The 23,377-nt window shown below is 50.0% G+C and carries 21 protein-coding genes and 2 pseudogenes; 8 read left to right on the top strand and 15 right to left on the bottom strand.

The window, feature by feature from the left end:
* Nucleotides 1–18: 18 nt before the first annotated feature.
* Together JET16_RS00480 and JET16_RS00475 are read left to right on the top strand one after the other, a co-directional pair.
* Nucleotides 19–960, top strand: coding sequence for an ATP-binding cassette domain-containing protein (locus JET16_RS00480; RefSeq protein ID WP_325176574.1), 942 nt, complete (start codon nucleotides 19–21; stop codon nucleotides 958–960).
* The gene (locus tag JET16_RS00475) at nucleotides 957–1,796 is read left to right on the top strand and encodes an ABC transporter permease (RefSeq protein WP_199613617.1); all 840 of its coding nucleotides are present in this window, start codon (nucleotides 957–959) and stop codon (nucleotides 1,794–1,796) included. Before JET16_RS00480 ends, JET16_RS00475 begins: the two co-directional genes overlap by 4 nt.
* Nucleotides 1,797–1,877: 81 nt before the next feature.
* Here the strand turns inward: JET16_RS00475 and JET16_RS00470 are convergent, their stop codons facing one another.
* Both JET16_RS00470 and JET16_RS00465 read right to left on the bottom strand, forming a co-directional pair.
* Nucleotides 1,878–3,530 (bottom strand): DUF4179 domain-containing protein, encoded by a 1,653-nt coding sequence (locus JET16_RS00470; protein WP_199613616.1) that lies wholly within the window; start codon nucleotides 3,528–3,530, stop codon nucleotides 1,878–1,880.
* Nucleotides 3,490–4,044: an RNA polymerase sigma factor gene (locus tag JET16_RS00465; protein WP_199613615.1), complete on the bottom strand. Its 555-nt coding sequence runs from the start codon at nucleotides 4,042–4,044 to the stop codon at nucleotides 3,490–3,492. Before JET16_RS00465 ends, JET16_RS00470 begins: the two co-directional genes overlap by 41 nt.
* A 125-nt stretch (nucleotides 4,045–4,169) precedes the next feature.
* Here JET16_RS00465 and JET16_RS29850 point away from each other — a divergent pair.
* Nucleotides 4,170–4,372 (top strand): annotated as a pseudogene (locus tag JET16_RS29850) (transketolase-like TK C-terminal-containing protein); the annotation flags it as partial.
* A gap of 1 nt (nucleotide 4,373) precedes the next feature.
* Here the strand turns inward: JET16_RS29850 and JET16_RS00460 are convergent.
* From JET16_RS00460 to JET16_RS00430, 7 genes are all read right to left on the bottom strand, one after another.
* Nucleotides 4,374–6,668, bottom strand: a complete 2,295-nt coding sequence (locus tag JET16_RS00460; protein ID WP_199613614.1) for a helix-turn-helix domain-containing protein — start codon at nucleotides 6,666–6,668, stop codon at nucleotides 4,374–4,376.
* Between the two features lie 163 nt (nucleotides 6,669–6,831).
* Nucleotides 6,832–9,090: a glycoside hydrolase family 88/105 protein gene (locus JET16_RS00455; RefSeq protein WP_199613613.1), complete on the bottom strand. Its 2,259-nt coding sequence runs from the start codon at nucleotides 9,088–9,090 to the stop codon at nucleotides 6,832–6,834.
* On the bottom strand, nucleotides 9,075–10,046 hold the full coding sequence (locus tag JET16_RS00450) for a sugar phosphate isomerase/epimerase family protein (RefSeq protein WP_199613612.1): 972 nt from the start codon (nucleotides 10,044–10,046) through the stop codon (nucleotides 9,075–9,077). Before JET16_RS00450 ends, JET16_RS00455 begins: the two co-directional genes overlap by 16 nt.
* A gap of 100 nt (nucleotides 10,047–10,146) precedes the next feature.
* A complete protein-coding gene (locus JET16_RS00445) occupies nucleotides 10,147–11,808 on the bottom strand; it encodes an extracellular solute-binding protein (RefSeq protein WP_199613611.1) in 1,662 nt (553 codons plus the stop codon).
* A 75-nt stretch (nucleotides 11,809–11,883) separates the two neighbouring features.
* Nucleotides 11,884–12,753, bottom strand: coding sequence for a carbohydrate ABC transporter permease (locus JET16_RS00440; protein WP_233530907.1), 870 nt, complete (start codon nucleotides 12,751–12,753; stop codon nucleotides 11,884–11,886).
* Between the two features lie 27 nt (nucleotides 12,754–12,780).
* Nucleotides 12,781–13,776 (bottom strand): ABC transporter permease, encoded by a 996-nt coding sequence (locus JET16_RS00435; protein ID WP_233530906.1) that lies wholly within the window; start codon nucleotides 13,774–13,776, stop codon nucleotides 12,781–12,783.
* A 324-nt stretch (nucleotides 13,777–14,100) separates the two neighbouring features.
* Entirely contained in the window at nucleotides 14,101–15,834 is a 1,734-nt protein-coding gene (locus JET16_RS00430; protein ID WP_199613610.1) for a hypothetical protein, read from the bottom strand.
* A 107-nt stretch (nucleotides 15,835–15,941) separates the two neighbouring features.
* Between JET16_RS00430 and JET16_RS00425 the strand changes: the two genes are divergently transcribed.
* The 5 genes from JET16_RS00425 (at nucleotide 15,942) to infC (ending at nucleotide 19,618) form a co-directional block, all read left to right on the top strand.
* Nucleotides 15,942–16,172, top strand: coding sequence for a hypothetical protein (locus JET16_RS00425; protein ID WP_199613609.1), 231 nt, complete (start codon nucleotides 15,942–15,944; stop codon nucleotides 16,170–16,172).
* Nucleotides 16,173–16,340: 168 nt separating this feature from the next.
* Nucleotides 16,341–16,868: a protease gene (locus JET16_RS00420; RefSeq protein ID WP_199613608.1), complete on the top strand. Its 528-nt coding sequence runs from the start codon at nucleotides 16,341–16,343 to the stop codon at nucleotides 16,866–16,868.
* Between the two features lie 25 nt (nucleotides 16,869–16,893).
* Entirely contained in the window at nucleotides 16,894–18,360 is a 1,467-nt protein-coding gene (locus JET16_RS00415) for a flotillin family protein (protein ID WP_325176573.1), read from the top strand.
* A complete protein-coding gene (locus tag JET16_RS00410) occupies nucleotides 18,347–19,024 on the top strand; it encodes a PspA/IM30 family protein (RefSeq protein ID WP_199613607.1) in 678 nt (225 codons plus the stop codon). Before JET16_RS00415 ends, JET16_RS00410 begins: the two co-directional genes overlap by 14 nt.
* A 120-nt stretch (nucleotides 19,025–19,144) precedes the next feature.
* The gene (gene infC / locus JET16_RS00405) at nucleotides 19,145–19,618 is read left to right on the top strand and encodes a translation initiation factor IF-3 (RefSeq protein ID WP_199613606.1); all 474 of its coding nucleotides are present in this window, start codon (nucleotides 19,145–19,147) and stop codon (nucleotides 19,616–19,618) included.
* A gap of 39 nt (nucleotides 19,619–19,657) precedes the next feature.
* Here the strand turns inward: infC and JET16_RS00400 are convergent.
* The 6 genes and pseudogenes from JET16_RS00400 to JET16_RS00385 form a co-directional block, all read right to left on the bottom strand.
* A pseudogene (locus tag JET16_RS00400) lies at nucleotides 19,658–20,730 on the bottom strand (DUF2332 domain-containing protein).
* A 72-nt stretch (nucleotides 20,731–20,802) separates the two neighbouring features.
* Nucleotides 20,803–20,955: a hypothetical protein gene (locus JET16_RS30465; protein ID WP_325176606.1), complete on the bottom strand. Its 153-nt coding sequence runs from the start codon at nucleotides 20,953–20,955 to the stop codon at nucleotides 20,803–20,805.
* Nucleotides 20,956–20,989: 34 nt separating this feature from the next.
* Nucleotides 20,990–21,577, bottom strand: coding sequence for a hypothetical protein (locus JET16_RS00395; RefSeq protein ID WP_267908642.1), 588 nt, complete (start codon nucleotides 21,575–21,577; stop codon nucleotides 20,990–20,992).
* Nucleotides 21,578–21,662: 85 nt separating this feature from the next.
* Nucleotides 21,663–21,746: a YjcZ family sporulation protein gene (locus tag JET16_RS29845; RefSeq protein WP_233530970.1), complete on the bottom strand. Its 84-nt coding sequence runs from the start codon at nucleotides 21,744–21,746 to the stop codon at nucleotides 21,663–21,665.
* Between the two features lie 322 nt (nucleotides 21,747–22,068).
* Nucleotides 22,069–22,668 (bottom strand): TetR/AcrR family transcriptional regulator, encoded by a 600-nt coding sequence (locus JET16_RS00390; protein ID WP_199613605.1) that lies wholly within the window; start codon nucleotides 22,666–22,668, stop codon nucleotides 22,069–22,071.
* A gap of 28 nt (nucleotides 22,669–22,696) precedes the next feature.
* The gene (locus tag JET16_RS00385) at nucleotides 22,697–23,371 is read right to left on the bottom strand and encodes an ABC transporter ATP-binding protein (protein ID WP_199613604.1); all 675 of its coding nucleotides are present in this window, start codon (nucleotides 23,369–23,371) and stop codon (nucleotides 22,697–22,699) included.
* Nucleotides 23,372–23,377 lie beyond the last annotated feature (6 nt).

Raw genomic sequence — 23,377 nt, 5'->3', positions numbered from 1 at the left:
GTAGAAGCAGTGGGATTGGTGAAAGTATTCGATAATAACAGAGCTGTTGACGGAGTTGATCTTGGCATACCCAGAGGAACCGTTTATGGCTTCCTGGGACCTAACGGCGCGGGCAAAACGACAACGATTCGCATGCTCGCTACGCTTCTTCGCCCTGACGGCGGGCATGCCAGCGTTTTCGGACACGATATCGTTCGCGAATCAGATGCCGTACGAAGCCGGGTAAGTTTGACCGGGCAATTCGCTTCGGTCGACGAGGATCTGTCGGGAATTGAGAATTTAGTACTTATCGCCCGATTGCTCGGTTATTCATGGAAGCAAGCGAAGACGAGGGCGTATGATCTGCTCCAAGCCTTTGATCTGTCAGAGGCCGCGGAGCAGCAGGTCAAGAAATATTCCGGAGGAATGCGCAGACGTCTCGATATTGCGGCAAGTATTGTAGTTACACCGGACTTGCTGTTTTTGGATGAGCCTACAACCGGACTTGATCCGCGGAGCCGCAATCAGGTTTGGGACATTGTCAGGGCGTTGGTAGATTCGGGTACAACCGTGCTGCTTACGACTCAATATCTGGAAGAGGCCGACCAACTAGCCGACCGGATTGCGGTGATCGATCAGGGAAAGGTGATCGCCGAAGGGACTAGCAGCGAACTCAAAGCTTCTGTCGGGTCGGGCACTTTGACCGTTCGACTTCACGATCCCGAGTGTCTTGACAAGGCCAGACTCATCCTTTCGCAGGTACTCGAAGTTTCCGTTCAACTGAAGCCTGACCTTACGACGCTGTCAGCCCGAACCTCCGATACTGCGAGCGTTGCATACGCGTTAGGCGAACTCAATCGGTCCGGGATCGCGCTCACCGACTTCTCGCTTGGCCAACCAAGCCTGGATGAAGTGTTTCTGGCGCTGACAGGCCGTCCGGCCGAAGAGAAGCAGCATCCCGCAAAGGAGGAGACGGCATGAGTAAGCAGATAACATTAAACCCGACCGGGAAGGACAATTCACTTCGAGTTGCTATGGCTGTCCGTATGAGACCTTCGCGCCCGGGACCGTTAAGTACGTCGCTCACATTTGGCTGGCGGGCTCTGCTCAAGATTAAATACGTTCCTGAGCAATTGTTTGATGTCACCGCCTTTCCTATTATGTTTACGCTCATGTTCACCTTCTTGTTTGGAGGCGCATTGGCCGGTTCGACAAGCGAATATTTGCAGTTTCTTCTTCCCGGTATTCTCGTCCAATCGGTATCGATCATCACGATTTATACAGGAATGTCCATAAATACGGATATCTCCAAGGGTATATTCGACCGTTTCCGCTCAATGCCGTTATGGCGCCCATCCGTCCTCGCGGGTGCGATGTTCGGAGATGTCGCCCGTTATTTAATGGCATCGATCGTAATTGTTGTGCTCGGTGTAATCCTTGGTTTTCGTCCGGAAGGCGGATTTGCGGGCATCGTGCTTGCAGTACTTATCCTGCTTTTATTTGCATTTAGCCTCACCTGGCCTTTCACAGCTCTCGGGCTCGTATTGCGAACTCCAAATACGGTTATGATGGCAGGTATGACGATCTTGTTCCCACTGACATTCGTCAGCAATGTGTTCGTAGATCCGCAGACCATGCCTACCTGGCTGCAGGCGATCGTTAATGTCAATCCGATCAGCTTGACGGCGACGGCGGTTCGCGGTCTTATGCACGATACGGTGACGGCCGGGCAGATCTGGATGGTTTTCCTAGCGTCGGCGATCATTATCGCGGTTTTTGCGCCGCTCTCGATGTACCTGTATAGAATCAAACGCTAGACTTCTGTCCGCTATGTGCCAAATCAGAACGTTTACCACAAAAGTTTGAGTCCGCCGGTCAAAGCAACCGGCGGACTGCGGCTATTTAGAAACCCTCAGCTCTATCGGCACTCTCATTTCCTTATCGGGGCTGTCGATGCTGTATCTCCAAACATATATTTCCGCATCCGTTCCCTTGAAGTCGGGATATACGTCCACCGCTCTGTTGTTGCCGTCTCCCATAATGTTGGCGGTAACCGGTTTGCCGTATAATCTTTTCCCGTCTTTCTTCAATTGATATGTCTGATTGATACCGCCGAAGGTGCGGTCCGCGCTTTCCGTCTCGACATATAGATCGTTCCCCTTCATATAATATGTCCATTTCACGGGATAGCCGTTGACCTCATCCATAAAAGACTTCTTTTCCCCGCTAATTCCGGTTAACCGATACGATTCCGAGCCGCCTCCGCGAAAGACTATTTCGTATTTACCGACCAGCGTAACCGGCGTATCCTCCTCGATTCGAACGTGAGGAGGCAGCTCAAAGCGAAATGTCGGCTTATTAGGTTTATCTCTATCGTAACCGATTCCGCCCCGTAACTTGACTCCGTTCACATCCAACGAGTAGTGGACATACTGAGGAATCATAAACCTCCGAACGTGACTTGCCGTAATCCTCACCTGTGTCGGTGTAACGACCATCTCCTCAAGCGTAATGTCTCCATTGGGCAGCTCTATTGGAATGTTCAGCTTGCGGGTAATCGTGCTGTTTTGCATCAGACTTTTGTCTAATTCAAGCTCCATATTCCACTCGTTATCCAATCGTTGTTCTTCCCGGTAATATGACAACTTGTAAGTTGCGGTCCCTCCTTGCAAATCGTTAAGCCGAAAATGCTGCTCGTTCGTGTACTCGCCTTCGCCGTCCGGCGTTCCGAACACGGAAACCCCGGACTCTTTAACCCTCTTCCCCTCCTTGGTGATTTCAATGCGAGGATAAGCCCAATCCTTCGCTTCCGGCAAAGAATAGGAAACGGCAGAAGCGAGTGTGACTTTGTCTTCATCTTGAGCAAAGGCTTGAACCTTCAGTTGACGAATGCCGTCTTGATCAATATCGAATGTTTGGATGTCTTCATTCAGCGGGTTCAGCGAAAGAGGCTGCTTCTCTGTCGAAAGGATTTGTAACGTTTGCGCCGAAAACCTCACATTCGCTTCCGTTCCTTCAGGATTCCAATCCGTCTCAAAGTATCCGGTAAGCTTGCCGCTTTGTTCATCCCATCTATGTGAGTAATTGCCTTCTATCGGCCGGCCTTTATCATCCTGCAGCTGCATCTTGGCAAATCTCCACTGTTTATTGCGGTCAAAAGTCTCTTGTCCGGACTCCAAACTATACAATATTACCGTACGGTTTTCGTCTACGACAGCCGTATGCAGCGTGAGTGTAACGCCGTCATGAGTAACGGATTTCTCAATCGTCTGACCCAAGCCTTGCTGAAGCGCGGATTGGACCCCGGTTCTTCCCGGCAGTAAATATTCCCAATTGATTGCCGCAAATACGGGAGTTGCGGTAAGAACAGCAGCAAGTGAAGCGGCGACGAACCATTTGCGCGGGACCGGACGATGAACAGCTTTAACCGATTCCGACTGAACTTCACTTTTGGAACGCTCACGAATCCTTTCCCACATCTTATCAAAATCCGGATATTCAATATGGGAATCATCTTTCCATTGCCGAATAAGCGCTTCCGCTTCTTTCATAAGCCGCTCCCCCCTCCTTCGCTTTAAGATCCTCACGCTCGATAATTTTTTTCAGCATTTTTATACCGTAATGCACTCTGGATTTGACGGTGCCGACGGGAATTTGCAGCACCTCCGATATTTCCTGAAAGCTTAAATCATTCATATACCTTAGAGATACGGACATTCGAATTTTCTCGGGCAACAGGCTTATGTAAGATGCGCACTCCGAAGCGGTTTCCTGTTCTTCGACTACAGCGTCCGCCGGTCTGTCGGCGGTTCTCAATGTGAACATCCTTAACAATGCTTCTTTTGTACGCAGGCTCCTTCTTTTTCTAATATGATTCAAACAATGATTCACCGTCACTCTTAGAAGCCATGTCCGAAAATATTCGATGCTTGCCCAGTTTTGTCCGAACACGGTTATGAACACTTCTTGACATACATCCTCAGCGTCCATTGCGTTGCCAAGCATACTATAACAAGTTCTGTACACTTCCTTGTTATATGTTTCAAAGAGCTCCCGTTCCGTCAAAATGTCCCCTCCTTTCAACAATCTACTAAATAAACACATCCGATCGAAGAAAGGTTCATTGTCGACAAAACATCCGAAGAACCGATTATGATCCGATCCGGACGTATATCCGGATGGAGGGCGGCCCGGTCTGCCTCGTGCTCAGCCGCCAAAACTTGCCGGTCTTTGCGGGACGGCGACGAAAGCTTACGAAGGTGTCGCCCGGGGCGCGTACGTCATTTCCGATGCAAATCATGAAAAGCCTGCGGCATAATTAATTGCCACAGGCTCCGAGGTTCATCTTGCATTGGAAGCTCAGAAATCGATCGCATCCGAAGGAATCCAGGTGGTTATAAATATTGTGAATCGTGTGAAGACGATTCTTTCATCCGGTAGCTCGTCGGCGTCATGCCGAACGTTTCTTTAAACTTCTTTGCGAAATAAGCGGGGTTATTGTAGCTGACCTGCATCGCGATCTGCTCGATGGGCAGCTCCGAGCTGCGGATCAGCTCGCCCGCTTTGTGCATGCGGACCGTAGTAACAAAATCGACGAAGTTTTCGCCGGTCTCCTGTTTAAAAATGCGGCTTAAATACCTCGGGCTTAAATTTACAATCTCCGCAACGGCATTGAGCGATAAATCCTTGTCCGGATTTTCGACGATGTACGCCTTGATTTTATCGATCATGTCGGCATTCTTGTGTTTTTGCTTGTCGTCGATATAATCGAACGTCGTTTTAACGACATTCATAAGCCAAGCTTTGTATTGATCGATATGATCAAATTGGTAGAAGTCCAATAACAGCTCTTCGTCAAACACTTCCCTGGTGCTTATATTCATGTTCTTCACATAGCTGTAGTATTCGTAAAGAAAATCTTTGATTTTTTCTTGTCCGTACTCCGCGCTATACATACCGCTCGAAATTTCATTCGTGAACCTCCTGATCGCTTCGTCCGCTTTTTTCTGGTCGCGCAGCTTTAACGCCTTTGCGAAATCTTCACAGAATGAAGAATCGAGCTCTTTCTTGCTTTTTTCCCTTTCCAAATACGAATATCCGAAAATAATCCGCTGCTTCGGTTTGAAATACCTGTATTTTAACAAAATCCTGTTTTCTTGGAACGATTCGTTCAGCTTCAACGGATTCGTCGCCCAGCTGCCCACCGCACCGACGACTGACAGCATAAAATTCGAATAGGCATAAGACGAAATGGAATTGATAACGTGATGCACCGCGTCCGCATTTTTCTGTTTGGAAAACACGGCGATATGGATTCGATTCTCATGTTCGATCGCCAGGCAGCGTCCTTGGAACAGGTGCCCGTTCTCGATTTGATCGATCAAATTGTACTTAATGAATTCGCTGTTCTCCGTATTGATATTCCGCAAATCGGTTTCGTCGAGATGCAGCGATATGACGCAATAATAACTGTATACATCGACCGGCTCCGCATGAATCAAAGCCAACCGTTCGTTGATTTGGGCTGTAGATTCGATCTTTCCCTTCAAGAGATCGTCCGCCAGCTTGTTCTTGATCAGCGGCAGGTTGCCTTTCAATGTTTTCTCCAAGTCTCCGACCTTGACGGATAAATTGTCGATGACACTATTAATCATATGGTATTCGTTGGCATGCTTGGCCGCCGATTCGTCCTCGTGAAACCACGTTCGCGCCCGGTCGAGTATCAACTTCAGCGGGTTGTAAATGTTAACGGTAAACACATTCGAGATGACTACGCCGATTGCGAGCGCAACCAAGCAAATCAATAAAATCGTCCGTTGGATCGGAACCGTTTTATTGTAAAACTCGTCGACGGGCGTAATGTTCACGAGCTTCCAACCGGGACGAAGCGAAGTATAGGAAATCATCGCTTTGATGCCTCCTATTTCCGTTAAGTAAAAATGATCCGCCGTATCCGACATTTGGATCTCTTTAATGTGGTTTTGAGCAAGCGTCAACACTTGATCGTTCGGCTCGTGCCCGACGACGCCGTCTGGCCCGACTATGATGAGCCGCCCGGCTTCTTTCGCAGCCGATTCGGTGAGCAGCTCCGTAATCGCCCGCTTTTTTAACAATATCGCAATATATCCTTGGCTTTCACCTGTGTTCGCAAACGGATAGGAACCGATTAACGCTACGGAATCCCCGAAGTGGTACCAAGAAAGCGCCCCTTTGTACTGCTTGTTCGCCACTTCCAGCCATTGCGCCGGTTCGCTGCCCGGATGTTCGAGAAACTCTACTCCGTGCATCGAAGAGATGATCAAATTATTTTCACGATAATACACCTGAATGGAATCGATCAAGTCCGAATGGCGCGAAGAGATCTCTTTCAAATATTGATTCACTTGCGAAATGCGCGCATGGTTTCCTTCCACCGGTTCGTGAAACAAAGCAATCGCCGCATCGTTCTCCGGCATGGCCATGGTGATGTCAATATAAATTCGCTGCGTTTCGCGAAAGATATTTTCGTCGGTTATTTTTTTCAGGTACGCAAGCATGCGGCCGTTCACTTTTTCGATTTCTTCATTGAAATTTTTCGTGAAATATACATACGAAGTGATACCCATAAATATCGTCGTTATGACGATCAGCAAGAAGTATGAAAAGATTAACCGGTAAAACACGGTGTTCATCGGCTTCAAGAAACGCATTCAAAGCCCCCCATTACTGTGCTCTCGGTCTATTTGTGTGTTTGAAAGCGGTTTTTATTTGTTGTACCACAAAAACAGCTTTGAGGGAAGGAAATCGGCTAAAAGAAACGGCGGGATTCCACCGAACCGCAACGATTCGTGGGAATCCCGCCGGGTGTTTGACTTACTTCGCGCTCTCGACCGTCGTGCGTTCCGATACGGCCATCCATTCCGCCAGCTTGCAAATTTCCGTACCGGCCAACATGACGATACCGATGCCGTGATTGTCGTTAGTGACCGTCTTCAGATCATCTTTATAATATTCGGCCGTGAAGGAGTAGCGGGAACCGCTGCAGACGCCGTATACGTTGCCTGCCCGGTCGATGGCGTGCCGCGTCAGACCGTGCCAGCCGCGGAAAGCCGCTGCCGCAAACCGGTCCGGATCATGCAGCCATCCGTTGTAGACACCCCTTGCGAACGCGTACGTAAACATGGCAGTGCAGGACGATTCCTCGTATGCTTCCGGGTCGTCCAGCACTTGCCTCCACATGCCGCTCTCCCCTTGAAGCGCCAAGTAACCTTCGCATAAGTCGTTAAAGAAAGGAAGGAGCTCGCTGCGGTGCGGATGTGTTTCCGGAACCGCCTCCAGCAGCTCCGATAACGAAAAGAGAACCCATCCGTTGCCTCTTCCCCAAGGCACTTTGGTTGCCGTTCCGTATTTAAAATCGTATACATGCGACATGATACGCTTCACGGGCATAAACAAATACTTCTTGTAGAGCAGAAACTGCCGCGCCGCATCGTCTAGGAACGATTTGTCGCCCTTCAACTGCGCGTAACGCTTCATGAACGGCGTGCTCATATACAGATCGTCCGCCCACATCGAATTTTCCGAGTATTCGCCTTCGCAGATGCGGTAGAAGGCGCCGTCTTCCCTTCGCTCGAGCCGGTCCCGGATGAAGGACGCGATCGTCTCCGCTACCGGCAGATAAGATTCGTCCGCGTTGTCCCGGTACGCTTCCAGCATGGAAGAACCGAAAGAACCGCAATTATCCAGCATTTTCATTAACACCAGCTGGTGATTCACGGAAGGAAAGCCGTACTGCTCCTTATCCCAGAGCGAATAATCGTAATATTTCGTGCAAGAGCCGATATGCTTCTTGACGTACTCGATCATATCCGCCCGTCCCAGAAGACGTCCGCTCTTAAGCAATCCGTACATCGTTACGCCGAGCGGATAGTCCCACCGGGCGAAATTCGTCATTCCGCTCGTCGTCCACTTGTTGCTGAGCATCGCGTTCTCGTAGAAGGGACGGACGGCAACGAGCGGCTCGGCCGTGCGCCAGTAAACTTGTTTTTGGCCCCCGTCGTATACGTGATGAATGACTCCCAATTCGGCCGGTCCGTAATCGACCGTTTCGTCGATCGGCCCAAGAAGCAGCCATGGTCCGTCATATCCGTGAACCGGATGCGGCTGCTCCCACATACAGCGCCGTCCTTCAACGGCTGCCCGAAGCTCAAATGACCATCCTCGGTTGCCGCACACGCTCTCTACATAAACGTCGCAGCCTTCCACCAAGGAGCGGGGAACCGATACGAGAAACTCGCCTCCTGCCGGAGCATCAAGCACCAAGTGCGAACCGAACCATACGCGAAGAGCGCCGTCCGACCGGCCGGAAAGCGTTAACGGACCGCCCTGGAGCCGTTCCAGCCTCGTCCAAGCGTAAACCTTCTTGCCGGGCTGCAGCCCGTAGAGCGTCTCGCTGCATACGGCTGATTCCCGGCTTCCCCGCCGAAGCAGCGGATACCAATCGCATTTGTCCGACGGCTCCGCGTCCGCTGCATCCGGCAGACGCTCGCCGCCGGCAAACACATCCGCAGCCGTCGGCGCGGTAAATACCCAACCGGCTTGGCCCATTCGTTCGGTAAACGGAGACAACACATGCAGAATGCGCACCTTCGCTTCATCGGCGCCGATGGCGCATCCGAAGCCTGCCGTCGTGTTCCGCGCTTTCACGAACAACGTGTTCCATCCGCGGCGAAACGTCACCTCAACGACGGAACGGTGGTGCTTCTTCACTTCGTCGATCGCATTCGACCGGTACAACGGTGATCCGTTGCAGAACAGTTGTACAGGCCCGTAGCACTCTATAACAAGGTCTATGGAGCGTTCCGCGTCGCTCCATACGGCGCCGCATGCATAAGCGTACATGCCATGGGCGGCGTCGGGAAACCGGTTCCTCCAATTGATATCGAACAATCCGTCGGCCGTCTGCATAATGCCGTCGAGCGGCCAAGCGCGAAACACGAACGGAAGCGGAGGGTTCGCTCCGATATACCGATCGGCGAGAACGCTTACTATTGCCCGGTGATCGCCGCGCAGCCGGGAATCGATGCTTTCTTCTTCACGAATATAACTTGCCGTCTTTATCCCGCGTTCCATTGCGCTCCCGTTCCTTTCCTTGCGGCCATTTTGCCAGTCATGATTTGAAAGCTCTGTTCTATTTGCTCCGCCGTGTTCGGCGAGCGCAGCTCATAAACTTTAATCGGCGCCGCTTCGATCACGTCCAGGAACGCATCGAAGCCGTCGTCCCCGCCGCTCTGTATATACGGACACCAGTGGTCTACAAGGTCCACGGTTTCATGGATGTGGATACCCAGTACCTTATGCTTCAACTCAAGGATCTCTTTCACGTTATCGTATAGTCCCATCCGGTCCATCAGCATCCCGTGCCCGATGTCGTACCAAAGATAGACAGGCGCTCCTTGCAAGCCTTCGATGATTTGACCGGCTTCCTGGAGGGTCGGAATCTGGTTGCATCTGGACCGGGTTTCAATACCGATCTTTACGTCGTGACCTTTCTTCGCAATATATTCGCTAACGATTTCCAAGCTTTCTTGAATGCGGCGTACGTGAATCGGAGCCAGCGCATTCCGCTGTTCCAGCATCAAGTCCCATAGTGCGGCATATTCAGGAGAGTTCCGCCCATGCTCCCGCCAAAGCCGCTTCAGCTCGGCATCGATATTATAGTCGAAGGGGACTTCACCGGGGTGTACGACGACACCCTTCGCACCGTATCGAACCGCGTAATCGACGGACCCGGTCAGCAGCTCCACAGCCCTCCTCCGCTTCTCCAAATCGTCGAAGCCGAGCATCACGGAATCCGTGTCGTAATTTTTGTCCGGGATAAACGGAAACACGTTGTGCACGCTCGATATGCGGACGCGTCCGCTCTCGATCATCGGTTCGATCGTCGAGAGCAGCTCCGCCGTCACGTTATAGTTCAGTTCTACCTGCTCAAACCCCAAGTCCAAGATTTCATTAATGATGTCTTCCCCGCGCGTGTGCTTGCGCAAATTCCACATCGTAGAGAAGGAATATCCTTCTTTATGAAGCATACGGCTTCCTCCTCGCCCGTTCATGGCAACCATCGATCGAAACGGTTAAGAGCTTAAGAGGCGTTCCCCTTAAGCCCTTACCGCATGCGCTTACTGCTTTTTAATTATTGAATTCTTGATACCATTCATTCGCTTCCTTCGTCAGCTGCTCGCCGCCCATTTGATGCCACTTCTCGACGAATTCTTCGAAGTAATCGATCGGCTTGTCGCCGGTGATGATCGAGATATACGCTTCGTCTCTCAATTTTATAAGCTCCGCCTTGTACATCGATTCGGACGGCAGCGCCACCTGCAGCTTATTGCGCGTCATAACGTCGTAGTTATGCTCCTTCGCCCAATCCATACGCGGCCCTTCCGCAGGGAAAACGCCGAATTGATTTTGGAATATCATCTTTCCGTCAACGCGGTCTGACAACTCCGCCCATTTGCCGATCGGCTTATTCAAGCCCGTTTCCGGATCGACGTCCCACATTTCGCCTTTAAAACCAAGCGTTGCAGTTAAGTTGTTTTCTATCGACGATGCAGAAGTATGGTTGAGAATTTCGAGAATTTTGCCGAGCTTATCCGGTTCTTTCTCCAGGTTTCGGCCGAACGCGATAATTTTGCCCGGAACCTTGTTGTCCGTATACAGGTTTCTTCCTCCTGGACCTTCCGGCGGCAGGCTGTGTACGAGCGATTCCGCCACCTTAGGATCCAACTTCTCGATTTCTTCGTAGTTCGCGCCGATGCCTCCGTCTTTTAACCTCTCGTTCCAATGGTAGAAGTGGCCATGGCCGCTGTAGCCGATCCGGCCGTTGATGAACGAATGCGACAGCGCCCAGTAACCGCCCATGTTTTCGCCGGTAATAAATTCGGGATCCAACACTCCGTCTTTATACCACTTGTGTATCAACGCGAGCGCGTCCTTCATTTCCGGCTGAACGGCGCCGTTGACAATCTTGCCGTCGCGCTCGTGCCAGAACCAATCCTGCCAGTCGAAGGAGCTGTAGCCCGGCAGATAGCCGAATGCCCCGAATACTCCGGCAAGACCGGAAATCGACAAGCCGTACGTATCCTTTTTGCCGTTTCCGTCCGGATCTTCGTTCGCGAACTTATAGAACGCTTCCTCGAACTCTTCAAGCGTATCCGGCGTCTTCGTAATGCCCACTTTCTTCAGCCAGTCCCCGCGCCATACGGTGACCGTCCGTTTCCCCGAGTTGACCATCTCCGGCAAGCCATAGATCTTTCCGTCCACCATCGCGAATTTCAGCCACTTCGGCTCATAAGCCAACGCCTTCTCGTACAGATCCGGAGCGAACTCCTTGATGACCTCCTCCGGAAGCTCCATTAGCACCCCTTGCTTCACATATTGCTGCAAGTTTTCACGCTTGACGCCGTCCGACATAAAGTCCGGAATTTCCCCGGCGGCGAACTTGAGGTTTAGTAATTCAGTAATGTTTTTGTTATCCAGATTCAACAGTTTGAACTTTACGTTAAACTTCTCTTCGTAATGCTTTTTCAGAGGCGCGTCGTCCGGAACCGGATCGATAATGTAAGGAGACCAACTGATTTCATACGTTTTCCCCTCGACCGGGCGATACTTGGCGAGCGCATCGTCCGCCTTCTTGTCGTCGTTCGAGCCGCCTTCCGCCGTCGCCGGCTTCTCGGACGAGCCTTGCTCATCTTTCGTGCCCGCGTTGTTCGAGCACGCCGCTAGAAACAATACGGAAATCAAAACGATTGCCAGCGTAATGCTCCATACTTTCTTCCATGGACTTGGCATGAAACGTAACCTCCCTGTTTTCTTATTGTATATATTTCAAAGATAACGGCGCATGGCGCGATTATCGTTTGAACGCTAGCCTTTGATCGAGCCCACCATCATGCCCTTGACGAAGTATTTCTGCACGAAAGGGTAGACGAGAATGATCGGAATGGTCGTCACCATGACGGTAGCCGCTTTTATCGTTTCCGGATTTCCTCTCGTATCGTTTATCGGCGTTTCCGACACGAGATCCATCTGACCCTGCAGCACGATTCGCCGCATAACGACCTGCAGCACATCCAAATCGCGCTCCGTCATATAAATTAAGCTGTCGAACCACTGATTCCAATGATTCACCGCATTCCACAACCCCAACGTGGCAATAATCGGCATGGACAGCGGGATCACGATGCGCCACAAAATATACATTTCGTGAGCTCCGTCGATTTTGGCGGCTTCCTCAAGCTCTTCCGGTATGGACATCATGAAATTTCTCGCGATGATTAACTGAAACGCATTGACCATGATTGGAAGCGTGAGCGCCCATACGGTATTCATCAGGCCGAGATTCTTGATCAGCAAGTACGTCGGGATGAGCCCTCCATTGAAAAACATCGTCATGATGATCAGAACGGTCCAGAACTTTCTGTGCGGAAAATAGGACTTCGCCAAAACATAAGCTGCCGCAATCGTAACGCTAACGGTTAATACCGTTCCTAACACCGTGCGCTGCAGCGTATTCAGAAAGCCTTTAATCACATAATCGTAATTAAGCACTTGTATGAAATTATTAAACGTCACCCGCTCCGGAATGATACGGATTTGCACGAATGAGACGTCGTTCGGGCTGAGCGAAAGCGTCAGCAAATACAGGAACGGGTATATCGTCGTAAAGCTTAACACAATCATAAACAGCACGTTGGCGGTATCAAAAATGCGGCTTCCTAACGAAGTTTCCTTCAAGGGTAACGCCTCCTCTCTGCGCGATTGTCACCATAGCCCGTAATCGTTCAACCGTTTCGCAATCGCGTTCGCGCCCAGCACCATTACAAGCGAAATGAGATTTTTAAACAAGCCGACGGCCGTCGCGAAGCTGTATTCCATATTGACGAGACCCATCCGGTACGTGTATGTGCTCAACACATCCCCGACGCTGTATACGGCCGGATTATACAAGTTGAACACTTGATCGAAATCGTCGTTGATGAGCTTTCCGATCGTAAGCACCATCATGATCGTGATAACCGGATACAGACCCGGCAGCGTCACGTACCGTATGCGTTGGAAGCGGCTGGCGCCGTCGACTTTCGCCACCTCGTATAGCTCCGGATTGATGCCCGACAGCGCCGCCAAATAAATGATTGTCCCCCAACCGAGGTCCTTCCATATGTCGGTAGTGACCAGCACGGTCCTGAACCATTGCGTATCAGCGAGGAAGTAGATCGGTTCAAACCCGAGAGATTTGATCAAAATGTTGATTGGACCGATCGACGGCGATAGAAATTGAGTGAAGATGCCCGCGAGAATGACCCATGAGACGAAATGCGGAAAGTACGAAACGGTCTGCACCCACCGCTTGAACAGCACATACCTTAATTCGTTCAGCAAGAGCGCGAATATAATGGGCGCCGGAAATCCGAAAATAAACTTATATAAGCTGATGACTACCGTGTTAACGAACACTTCCTTAAAGCTTTGCATTTGCCATAATCGCTCGAAGTGCGCAAGTCCGACCCATTCGCTGCCCCAAATTCCGTCGAAGAAGTTGTAATCTTTGAAGGCGATCTGCAGCCCGTATACCGGTCCGTACGCAAACACCGCGAAATAAAGGATGGCCGGGAGGATCAGCAGAGTCAAATATTTGTATTTGAAATACTTATAGAACTCGGAATGCTTCCATTTATCCCGGAACGTCGCCGGTGTGCTGTTTACGGTTTGCAGGTTTGGCATAAGCTCGTCCCCTTTCTTTCGTTGTGCGGTTTCCATGTAACTCGGCTTCTCTTTTCTAAGGCGTAAGCGTTTGCAGACGTAACCCTGAACTGCGCCCTGCAAAGCTGATTGCAGCCGTCCGTTGCGGCGGTTACGGTTAGTACGGCCATTGTAACGGTATTTTTCGGCAAGAAACAATAATAAAAATTCGTGTTTTGTGCGGAGTGCAATTATTGCTAGCCGCTTACTGCGCAGTATTCCGCTCTATTTTTCAGCAGGTAGAATTATTGTCAGCGAGGTGAAATTGTTGTATTGAAACAAATGACATAGAGGTGCATCGAATACTTTTCCTAACGTTGATCAGCCTACCGCTGTCCTGCTCTAGCTTAGCCGTATCGAAAATTCGCGATTAAACGGACTGAGCAGATTGACGACAACCGCTTGAATCGATCCTGTCGGCTCGGCTCCGCCCCTCATCTGCTCCACACGGTGTTCGTAAGCGCCTCCTTCGAGCTCGATCCGCGACCGTCCCGAGGAAGCATGCAAAATGCCGCCTTTCCATAACGACAGCCCGCCGTCCCGTTGTTCCAGTCCGTCTCCGATAAGCGATTGACAAGCCGGAAAGAAGAAAACGACCTGCGTTATAACGTCTTCAAGATCGTTCGTGCAAAGACGAATCCTCCATTCACCGCCTTCCCGGATCACCTCCGCTTCCAACCTATGAGTTTGCAAGTGGGTGATCGCCCTTAGGTGATGAGGCAGCAAATACCAAGGGCTCATGTCCGACGCGGCGGATTCCGGCAGCAGAGCTGCAGGTATCGGCGAGTTGTACCCCTTCTGCATAACGGTTCCCATTCGAATTCCGTTGTCCGTCTTCGCGAACGACTCCATGGGCACGTTACCCGGGGTAAACAACGTATTGACCGAGACGCCGAGCAGCTTTGCTTCGCCATGGCGAAGCGAGAAGAAAGACGGTGTCCGCGACATGACCGTCGCGCTTGTTTCCCGATCGCGATACCGCATGAGCGGCGCTCCGAAGGAAGTATGCATGCTGCTGTGCAATATTTTTGAGTGGTGCCCCACCTGCTCCATTCGCTTCAGATGTTCCTCGACCGGATGCCGTTCGTTAAAGAGCAGCTCATACCGGTCGGGCAGCGGCGTGCGCTTCACGGCATCCACGTCGCATGGGAAAGCGAGCATGCCGAGCATCGCATGATTGTTCACGGGCCCAATGCGCGTGATCGTCTTAGCCGTAAGGTCGTGCATTGATGCGAACAACGGATCTCGGTCATGAGCCGCCATAATACGATAACTTAGAAAATATTCGGACAGATCGTGCGGAACGCCGAAATCCTGCCGCCCTGAATAATCCGTGACAACCTCGCCGTCGGGATGCACCATATAAAGCATCATTCGCAGGTTTCTTCGGACATACTTAAGAAGCCCCGGCCGATCGAGATAGACTGCGGTATAATAGAGCATGATATCGCTCACAGTGTTATAAATGCCGTTGCTGCGTTCGGTCCATTCGCCGTCCTCCGTGCAATCCATTCCCTCCGCCAACCATTCGTCCGCCCGTGACGCCAATTGTCCGCGTCCGAACAATTGATAGAGCGCTCCTAAAGCCGCCGTCATGACCCAGCGATGATTCGGCGTGTGGCACCCGCCTGTAACAAGCGCCGGGATTGTCCGTTCCAAGAAGAGATTGACCCGTTCGGCCGCATCCTGGAGCGGCATCCAGGGTTCACTGCGTAACACGCGGTAAACTTGCGCCATTCCCGCAACGACGAAACTCGTGTCCGGCGGTGAATGAAAGTTTGTCCCGCCGAGCGAGATCGTTCCGTCCGTATGCTGAACGCGCAGCATATAGTCCGCTGCTCGATTCAGCGCCGCGGCCGCGATTTCGTCGCGGTAATAACGGGACTCGGGCGTGACGAGCGCCGAGGCAAGCGAAGCGATATAGCTTGCAGTTCCTCCGTGGCTCGGACTCGGGATTCCCGTGTGCTCGTTGACGATTCCCCCGTCATATTTCGTCCCGGGCGAGTCGACTTGCATTCGCAACGCCCGTGCGGCGTGTTCGTCGTTCATTCGGATGATTTTCGCATATGCGTTCATAAGGCTCCCCCTCGCTTTTCCCTATATGCTAACGGGAATCGCTTGCCGAGAACAATGACAACTTTTCCCCTTCCGTTAAAAGTGCAATTTTTGTTAGAGATAAAAAAATGATATACGTTTTAGCCCTTCTTCCGCATATAGATATTGAAAGCGTTCTATATGCTGCGGGAAGGAGCATGATTCGGATGGTCGTGTTGATGCTGTCGACGATCGGATTAATTGTATTCGTTGCTGCTGTATGCATGTTGATTACGAAAGCAATTCACGCAGATTCATGGAGCCAAGACGCTTATAATGTTTGGATCGGTGTTGACGTGTCAAAGTGCAAAGAGGATTAATATCAGGCAGCCGTCGGCGTTGTGGTCCTCTCGGTGGAGCTGCAGGTAATTTATGCCTTAACAGGCATCTTTTTTTTTGACCGAAACCTCCGCTTTGTCCCAAGCGTATATCAGTTAGGGGAACGGTTTCCAATATTACAGACGGATAGAGGTGGCTGCTTACTCCACATGATTGAATTGTACTGGTTTTGTTTCATTGCGGGATCCGTCTTTGCATTACTGCTCGTATTCGCCGATTTCTTGACCGGAGGTTGGGTGGACGGCTTAACGGACATCCTACCGGACTTCCTGCACCCGATTGCAATCGTTGGCGGTGTCGTCGCGTTCGGCGGAGCGGGAATTCTTCTCTCAGCATACAGTCCGTTCGGCATATGGCTCGTATTGGCGCTTTCCCTCCTCTTAGCGTCCTTCCTTTCGATTACATTGTTTTTCTTTTATGTAAAACCGATGAAAGAGGCGGAAAATTCCATTGCGTATTCCATTACCGAACTGCCCGGCAAAATCGGTGTAGTGACGATCCCGATACCGGTAAACGGTTTTGGAGAAGTATCCTTTACGTTCGGTCACGGCCTTGTGCATGAGATTGCCTCAAGCACCGAACAAGAAGAGCTTCGTTCCGGCGAGAAAGTGCTGGCGATTGAAGTGAAAGACCATGTGGTGACAGTGTGCAGATGGACTGAAACCGGCAGCATCTAATAGTACATAAGGAGGAAGAAAATCAATGGAATACATAACAGTGCCCGTGGTCGTTCTCGGTATTATCATCCTGCTCGGACTCGCCTTCTGGGCAAGGTATAAGACGGTCAGCCCCGACGAAGCGATGGTAGTGACCGGGTCAATGCTTGGCAGTAAAAACACGTTGACCGACGATACGGGACGGAAGATCAAAATCGTCCGTGGCGGCGGCGCATTCATCTGGCCGATTTTTCAAAAGGCCGAATTTTTATCGTTACTTTCTCACAAATTGGATGTTACAACACCTGAAGTGTACACCGAGCAAGGAGTTCCGGTCATGGCGGACGGCGTCGCCATTATTAAGATCGGAGGTTCGGTTGAAGACGTGGCGACAGCGGCGGAACAATATATGGGTAAACCGACGGAAGCGTTAAAATCCGAGGCACAGGAAGTGCTGGAAGGCCACCTTAGAGCGATCCTCGGTACCATGACCGTCGAAGAGGTGTACCGGAACAGGGATAAATTTGCACAAGAGGTGCAAGGTGTCGCTGCAAGAGATTTGAAAAAGATGGGGCTTCAGATCGTATCGTTCACAATAAAAGACGTTCGCGACAAACACGGATACTTGGATGCGCTCGGGAAACCGCGGATCGCGGCGGTGAAACGGGACGCTGAAATAGCGGAAGCGGAAGCGATCCGGGATTCGCGGATACAGAAGGCGCGTGCGGACGAAGAAGGCATGAAAGCCGAGCTGCTGCGGGATACGAACGTAGCGGAAGCGGGCAAAGAGAAGGAATTGAAGGTCGCTTCTTTCAAGCGGGATCAAGATATGGCGAAAGCGGAAGCCGACCAGGCGTACCATATTCAAGAAGCAAAATCGAAACAGCTCGTTATCGAGGAGCAAATGAAAGTCGAGCTCGTTCGGAAAGAACGGGAAATCGACATTGAAGAGAAGGAAATATTGCGCCGCGAGAAGCAATATGACGCGGAAGTGAAGAAGAAAGCGGACGCGGACCGTTACTCCGTCGAGCAAGCGGCGGAAGCGGAGAAAAACCGCCGCATCCGCGAAGCGGAAGCGCAGCAGTTCCGAATCGAGTCTGAAGCGAAGGCGCTCGCCGAACAGAAACGTCTCGACGGCTTGGCGATTGCGGAAGCCGAACGGGCCAAGGGTACCGCCGAAGCGGAAGTCGTTCGTCTTCGCGGCTTGGCGGAGGCTGAAGCCAAGGAGAAGCTGGCTGAGGCATTCGCCAAATTCGGTGAAGCCGCAGTGCTCGATATTGTCGTCAAGATGCTTCCTGAATTGGCCGGCAAGGTTGCCGATCCGATTCGTTCGATCGATAAGCTTACCGTTGTAGACACCGGAAACGGCGAAGGGGCGGCGAGGGTCAGCAACTACGTAACGTCTTTAATGGCCACCGCTCCGGAGATGGTAAAGAACGTATCCGGGATCGACGTTGAGAAGATGATTCAAGGTCTAATGAGAAAGGAGAATGCGAACGATGGGAATTTTTAAAAGACTGCGCGACATCTCGTTATCCTCCATCCATGAACTGTTAAACAAAGCGGAAGATCCTGTTATGCTTATGAACCAATATATCCGGGATATGGAGAGCGAGCTGTCCGAGGCTGAGGTTGCCTTCGCCAAGCAGGTTGCCGCAGAAAAGCGGGCTCAGCATCAGCTTGAAGAAGCGGCGGAAATGGTCGTCAAACGTGAACAAGGCGCAATTCAAGCACTTCAGGCAGGCGATGAAGCTTTAGCGCGCCAAGCTTTGGAAGACAAGAAGACGTACGAAGCGAAAGCGGAAGTGTACAAGACACAGTATGAATCTGCCAAGTCGTTATCCGATCAGCTGCGGTCTCAGCTGCATGAAATGAAGTCCGAGTACGAACGAATGAAGCAATCGCGCGATGAACTGGTGGCCCGCGCGGAAGCGGCCAAAACGCAAAAGAAGCTCAACGAGACGCTCTCCTCTTTCGGGAAAGCCAGCGCGGTCAAAGAATTTGACCGGATGAAAGAGAAGGTGTTGGAGCTCGAAGCCCATGCGGAAGCAAGTTCCGTATTGAAGAACGAAAACCGGAATTTGGATCAAAAACTGAACGCCTTGAACACCAAGTCGGAAATAGACGATGAACTGGCGAGGCTGAAGAAACAAATACAAGACGGTGAGAACAGTTAATTGCAATGAATCACAAGAACCAGAACCGGAAACTTTCGCGGTTCTGGTTTCTTATGCTTGTGAATTCCGATTTCTCAAGATAATATGGATTCATAATTAGGAAAGTTTAGGTGTCGAACAATGATCATGAATGAGCGGATAAAGGCATCGGAAGTGCAGCTAACCGGAATAAACGGCGAAGATCTGGGTATCGTCCCGACGCAAGAAGCTCTTGCATTGGCGAAGAAGCTTAAAGTCGATTTAGTATGCACTTCCCTGATGAGCAGTCCTCCCCCATGCAAGTTAATTGGGGCCGGTGCGGCCAAAGAAGTAGCGCAGCAGGCCAGGAAACGGGAAAAGGAGCCCAAATTGAAAGAAATCCGACTCGCTCCGCAAATCGAGGATCATGATTACGAAACGAAAAAACAACAAGCCGAACGCATCCTCAAATCAGGGGACGCCGTTTTACTTGTGGTGCGTGTCCAAGGCAAAGAGGGCTCCAAAGCGAAAGAATTGCTTGAGGAGCTGCTGAAAGATCTAAGCACGTCGGGACGTAAAAAAACCGGAATTCAGCTTAGCGGGAAGCAAGCCGTCGTTCAGATCGATCCGCTGTAAAATGGTTGCGCCTATCGGCCCACCCCGCTCATCCGCGCTTTATTTCAACCACCTGAACCATCGGCCGTGCCCTTCGGTCTCCGCTAATGCTTCATTTCGTTCTTCGCCATTGATAAAGAAATCGAGATGCAGATTCTCATCCCACATATTGTTATACAGATGGAATACATCCCTGGTTTTGCCCAGTGTTTGAATATTCTCGACTAGTGCGTATTTAGCGTCTCTTTGTAATTGGTTGGCGACATGTGTATGGAAAATACATATTGCTGTTCCATGCGGGATGTCCTGTGCGACTTTCGATAATAAAGTAACGCCGTCTCCTTCAATCAACTTGGGCGGTTGAGTCTTCATGCTATCAGCCGCTTTTTCAAACAGTTCCACTCTCTCTTTATGTTCAGGCCAGATCAAAGCTTTCAACCAAAGCCGGTGTTCCGGATTTGTTAAATCATTTACATGTAGATCCAAACGTGTCTGGATACAACAGGAGGACTCATTTTATGGAGAAGAGGCATAACGTCCCCTCTTATTTCGGATTTGATATGCACGCTTGAGCGAAGATTGCCGTAAGCTTCTTTACCGGTGTTATATGAATAAGAATACTGATCCCATAAAAGCTGCAAACCGGCGCTTGTTCCAATTTCAATTAACGATAACGGCTTCTCAGCTATCTCGTATATATAACAAAAACTTGGATACAGATAGGCGCACCGCCTCACTTCATTCGTTTGAACCAACTTGCTTTGGAGTATCGAGATAATTTCATTTTTATATTGATTACAGAAATCCTTGAAATGAGGGTAAGCCGTATCACAGTCCCTGGGATTTGCAACAATGCTGCCGTAATACTCACTTAGTTCGTGGCGGTTCCCTTTCAACAATAGGAACTGAACTGCGCCAAAAAATAGATTGGGGATCGGTTGACCAAGGCCGGCATATGAAGCAATCTGCAACAGCTTGGCATCTTCCGCAATGTTCATTGACAGGTTCTCGTATAAACGGCTTGAACCTTTGCATTCTTGTTTTCCAAAGTGATTAAAACGTTTCGATAACGCATCTATATCCAACCTTATCTCCCCCTTGGATCTCAACGGTTTGCCAGTTATTGGTAGCATACCACTATGAAACCATAAGAAGAATATATTATTTTCAATTGTATTGATTAAAATTGGTTATCGAATTTTCTGCTAACGTACGGAGCGGTCTTTTTTGCCGCTGCAATTACCAAAATAATTAGGCTCGAAAATGCCGACGTGCCGTTTCCCTGCTTTGAAATATTCCCTCCGCCTGAATTTGTCATGCATTAGTTTCTGGCTTTTATCGGCTGCGACGGCAACCACCGACGAAGAGGGAGAGAGCACATCATAAATATTATTAAAAAAAATGCGTCACCGGATATGTACTGTCGGTTTGCCAGCTTACGATCTCGCCATATGGCAGGTCTGCAATGACGATATCGACATTGCTGCACTTTTCATGCAAGGCTTTCGGTGCGGTTATGTCTGCCTGGAAACAATAGATTTCCTCTAGCGATTCGTTTGAAATCAGACTTGTCAAATAGTCTGCGCTTTCCAATGCTTCCAGATGAGAAGCTTTATTGTAAAGTTCGAATAATTGCTGCAGCTGTTTTTTGCGTGTTTCCATACCGGAAGATGAAAGCAAAGAGAGATTCTTCCCGGCAATGTCCAACAGCTCATGATTAATGTCGGAAGCGAAAATAGTTTTAATATGGCGTCTATGCAAGAGTCCGATTATTGTTAGCAAATAAGCTCCGCCGCAGCAAGGATCGTATACCGTATACGGCCCTTCATTCCCCTTGCTTCTAAGAATATGAAAACATCTTTGTATAATCTCGCTCCCCAACCTGACCGGAAACGAAGTCGTTCCGTGAGCGTTGTACAGCACTCTTCCGCTTGCGAAATGCTCATAATTTTTCCTGGTTTTTTCAAATTGATACTCCATGCGTCAATTCCCTTTCCGCTCAAATAATTAAGAAGCCACGGTCTGCGTGCTACGCGTGGCTCCTTAATGCTTCTTGTTATTCCGCTTACCATACCATACGGGAAATAATGACAAGAAGGATAAACAATACCAGAATCGTAGCAGTAGAAGTAAAGACGCTTTGAGTCAAGTGATGTCCCTCCTTTCAACTGCAGTTTGTACATACTATGATCGAGTTCATCTTATTCTTGGACTCATATACTTTAAGTGCGTTTTTACTATAAAAATGTTTGAATGACTACTATTTTCTCTCATTTAACCGGACGAAAGCGCATTCCCGGTATAACCGCTGTATGAGTGCGTATGGGGGATTCTTCCGTTGTAGTTTCCGCATAATATATGGGTGTGCTGCACAGTATTGGGAGCTGGTGCGGTCATACTCATATATCCGTGGCGATGACCGTCATCGAACGTAGTTACGCCTGATAGTTGTTGAACGTGAACGGGAACTCCTAGGCTTTAAACAATCTCAATATGAGATCCGCGTCCAGTGGCGGCAGTCCGTCTTTATTTTGAGCTTGCTCCATCGAGATTCCCTGAATTAGGGCAAAGTAAGCGCGCCCCAGCTTGACTGGATCGTCGTGAACGATTTCACCGGCTTGCTGTCCGGCAATGATGATTGGCACGATACTGTCCAATGCGGTGGGAGAATGGCCGTTAACCATTGCTTTTACTTGTTCCGGAACGGCATGGGATGTAAAAGCTTGAACTATGATTAGGAAAAAAAATGCCCCGTCTTCCGAGATACCCTTAAGAATGGTTTCCGTTAACCACCTCAGTTGGCCCAAAGGCGTTAGTTTTTGCCGGGCGGCATACTCTACGACCTTCTTCGAGCCGTTTAACGCCGTCTCAACAAGCATTGTAAAAATTTCGTCCTTCGAACGGAAATAATGGTAGACGAGTCCGTGGCTTAAACCCGCTTCCGCAGCAATGTCGCTTATCTTTGCGGCCGCAAGTCCCCGCCAGGCGAAAACTTTAAGAGCGGCTTTCAAAATCTGTTCTCTGCGGTCATCTCTGATTTGTTTGTTTTGTTCTTCATTTCTTGGTGACATACGGATACCTTTCCACTCTTCTATTGTGTTATCCCGCCTTCGCCAATAATTGCCCGTCTCGCATATAGACGATCCGGCTTACGTCACGGGTCAATTCCGGGTTATGAGTTACCATTACAATCGTGCGTCCACCTTGATGCAGCTTGAGAAGAAGGTCTACTATCAAATCCCCGTTCTCGCTGTCAAGATTTCCCGTCGGTTCATCCGCCAAAATCAAATCCGGATCGTTAGCCAATGCCCGGGCGATCGCCACTCTCTGACGTTGACCTCCCGATAATTGCGAAGGCAAGTGCTTGGACCTGTCCGCCAAGTGCACCTGCTCCAAAAGATACTCTGCTTTTTCTTTCGCCGCTTTTCGTTTCATTCCTGCCAGTTTCATCGGGATTTCGACATTTTCTAATGCATTTAATGACGGAATCAAGTTAAACGTCTGGAAAATAAATCCTATGCATCTCAAACGTAAATCGGCGAGTTGTCTTTGATTCATTTTACCGATATCTTCGCCTTTGAATATAACTTCTCCGCGGGTCGGAACATCCATCGCTCCGAGAAGATGCAGCAAGCTGGACTTGCCGCTGCCGGAATGTCCCAACAGAGCAATGAATTCACCTTGCGAAACGGTCAGCACGATTCCGCGCAAAGCATGCACGGCCGTCTCCCCTAATCCATAGGTTCTCCATACGTTAGTCGCTTTTATCAACATAGTGCA

This window comes from Paenibacillus alkalitolerans (assembly GCF_016482785.1).
In the GTDB taxonomy this organism is placed as follows: Bacteria; Bacillota; Bacilli; order Paenibacillales; family YIM-B00363; genus Paenibacillus_AE; species Paenibacillus_AE alkalitolerans.
This window is presented reverse-complemented; position numbering and strand designations above follow the sequence as displayed.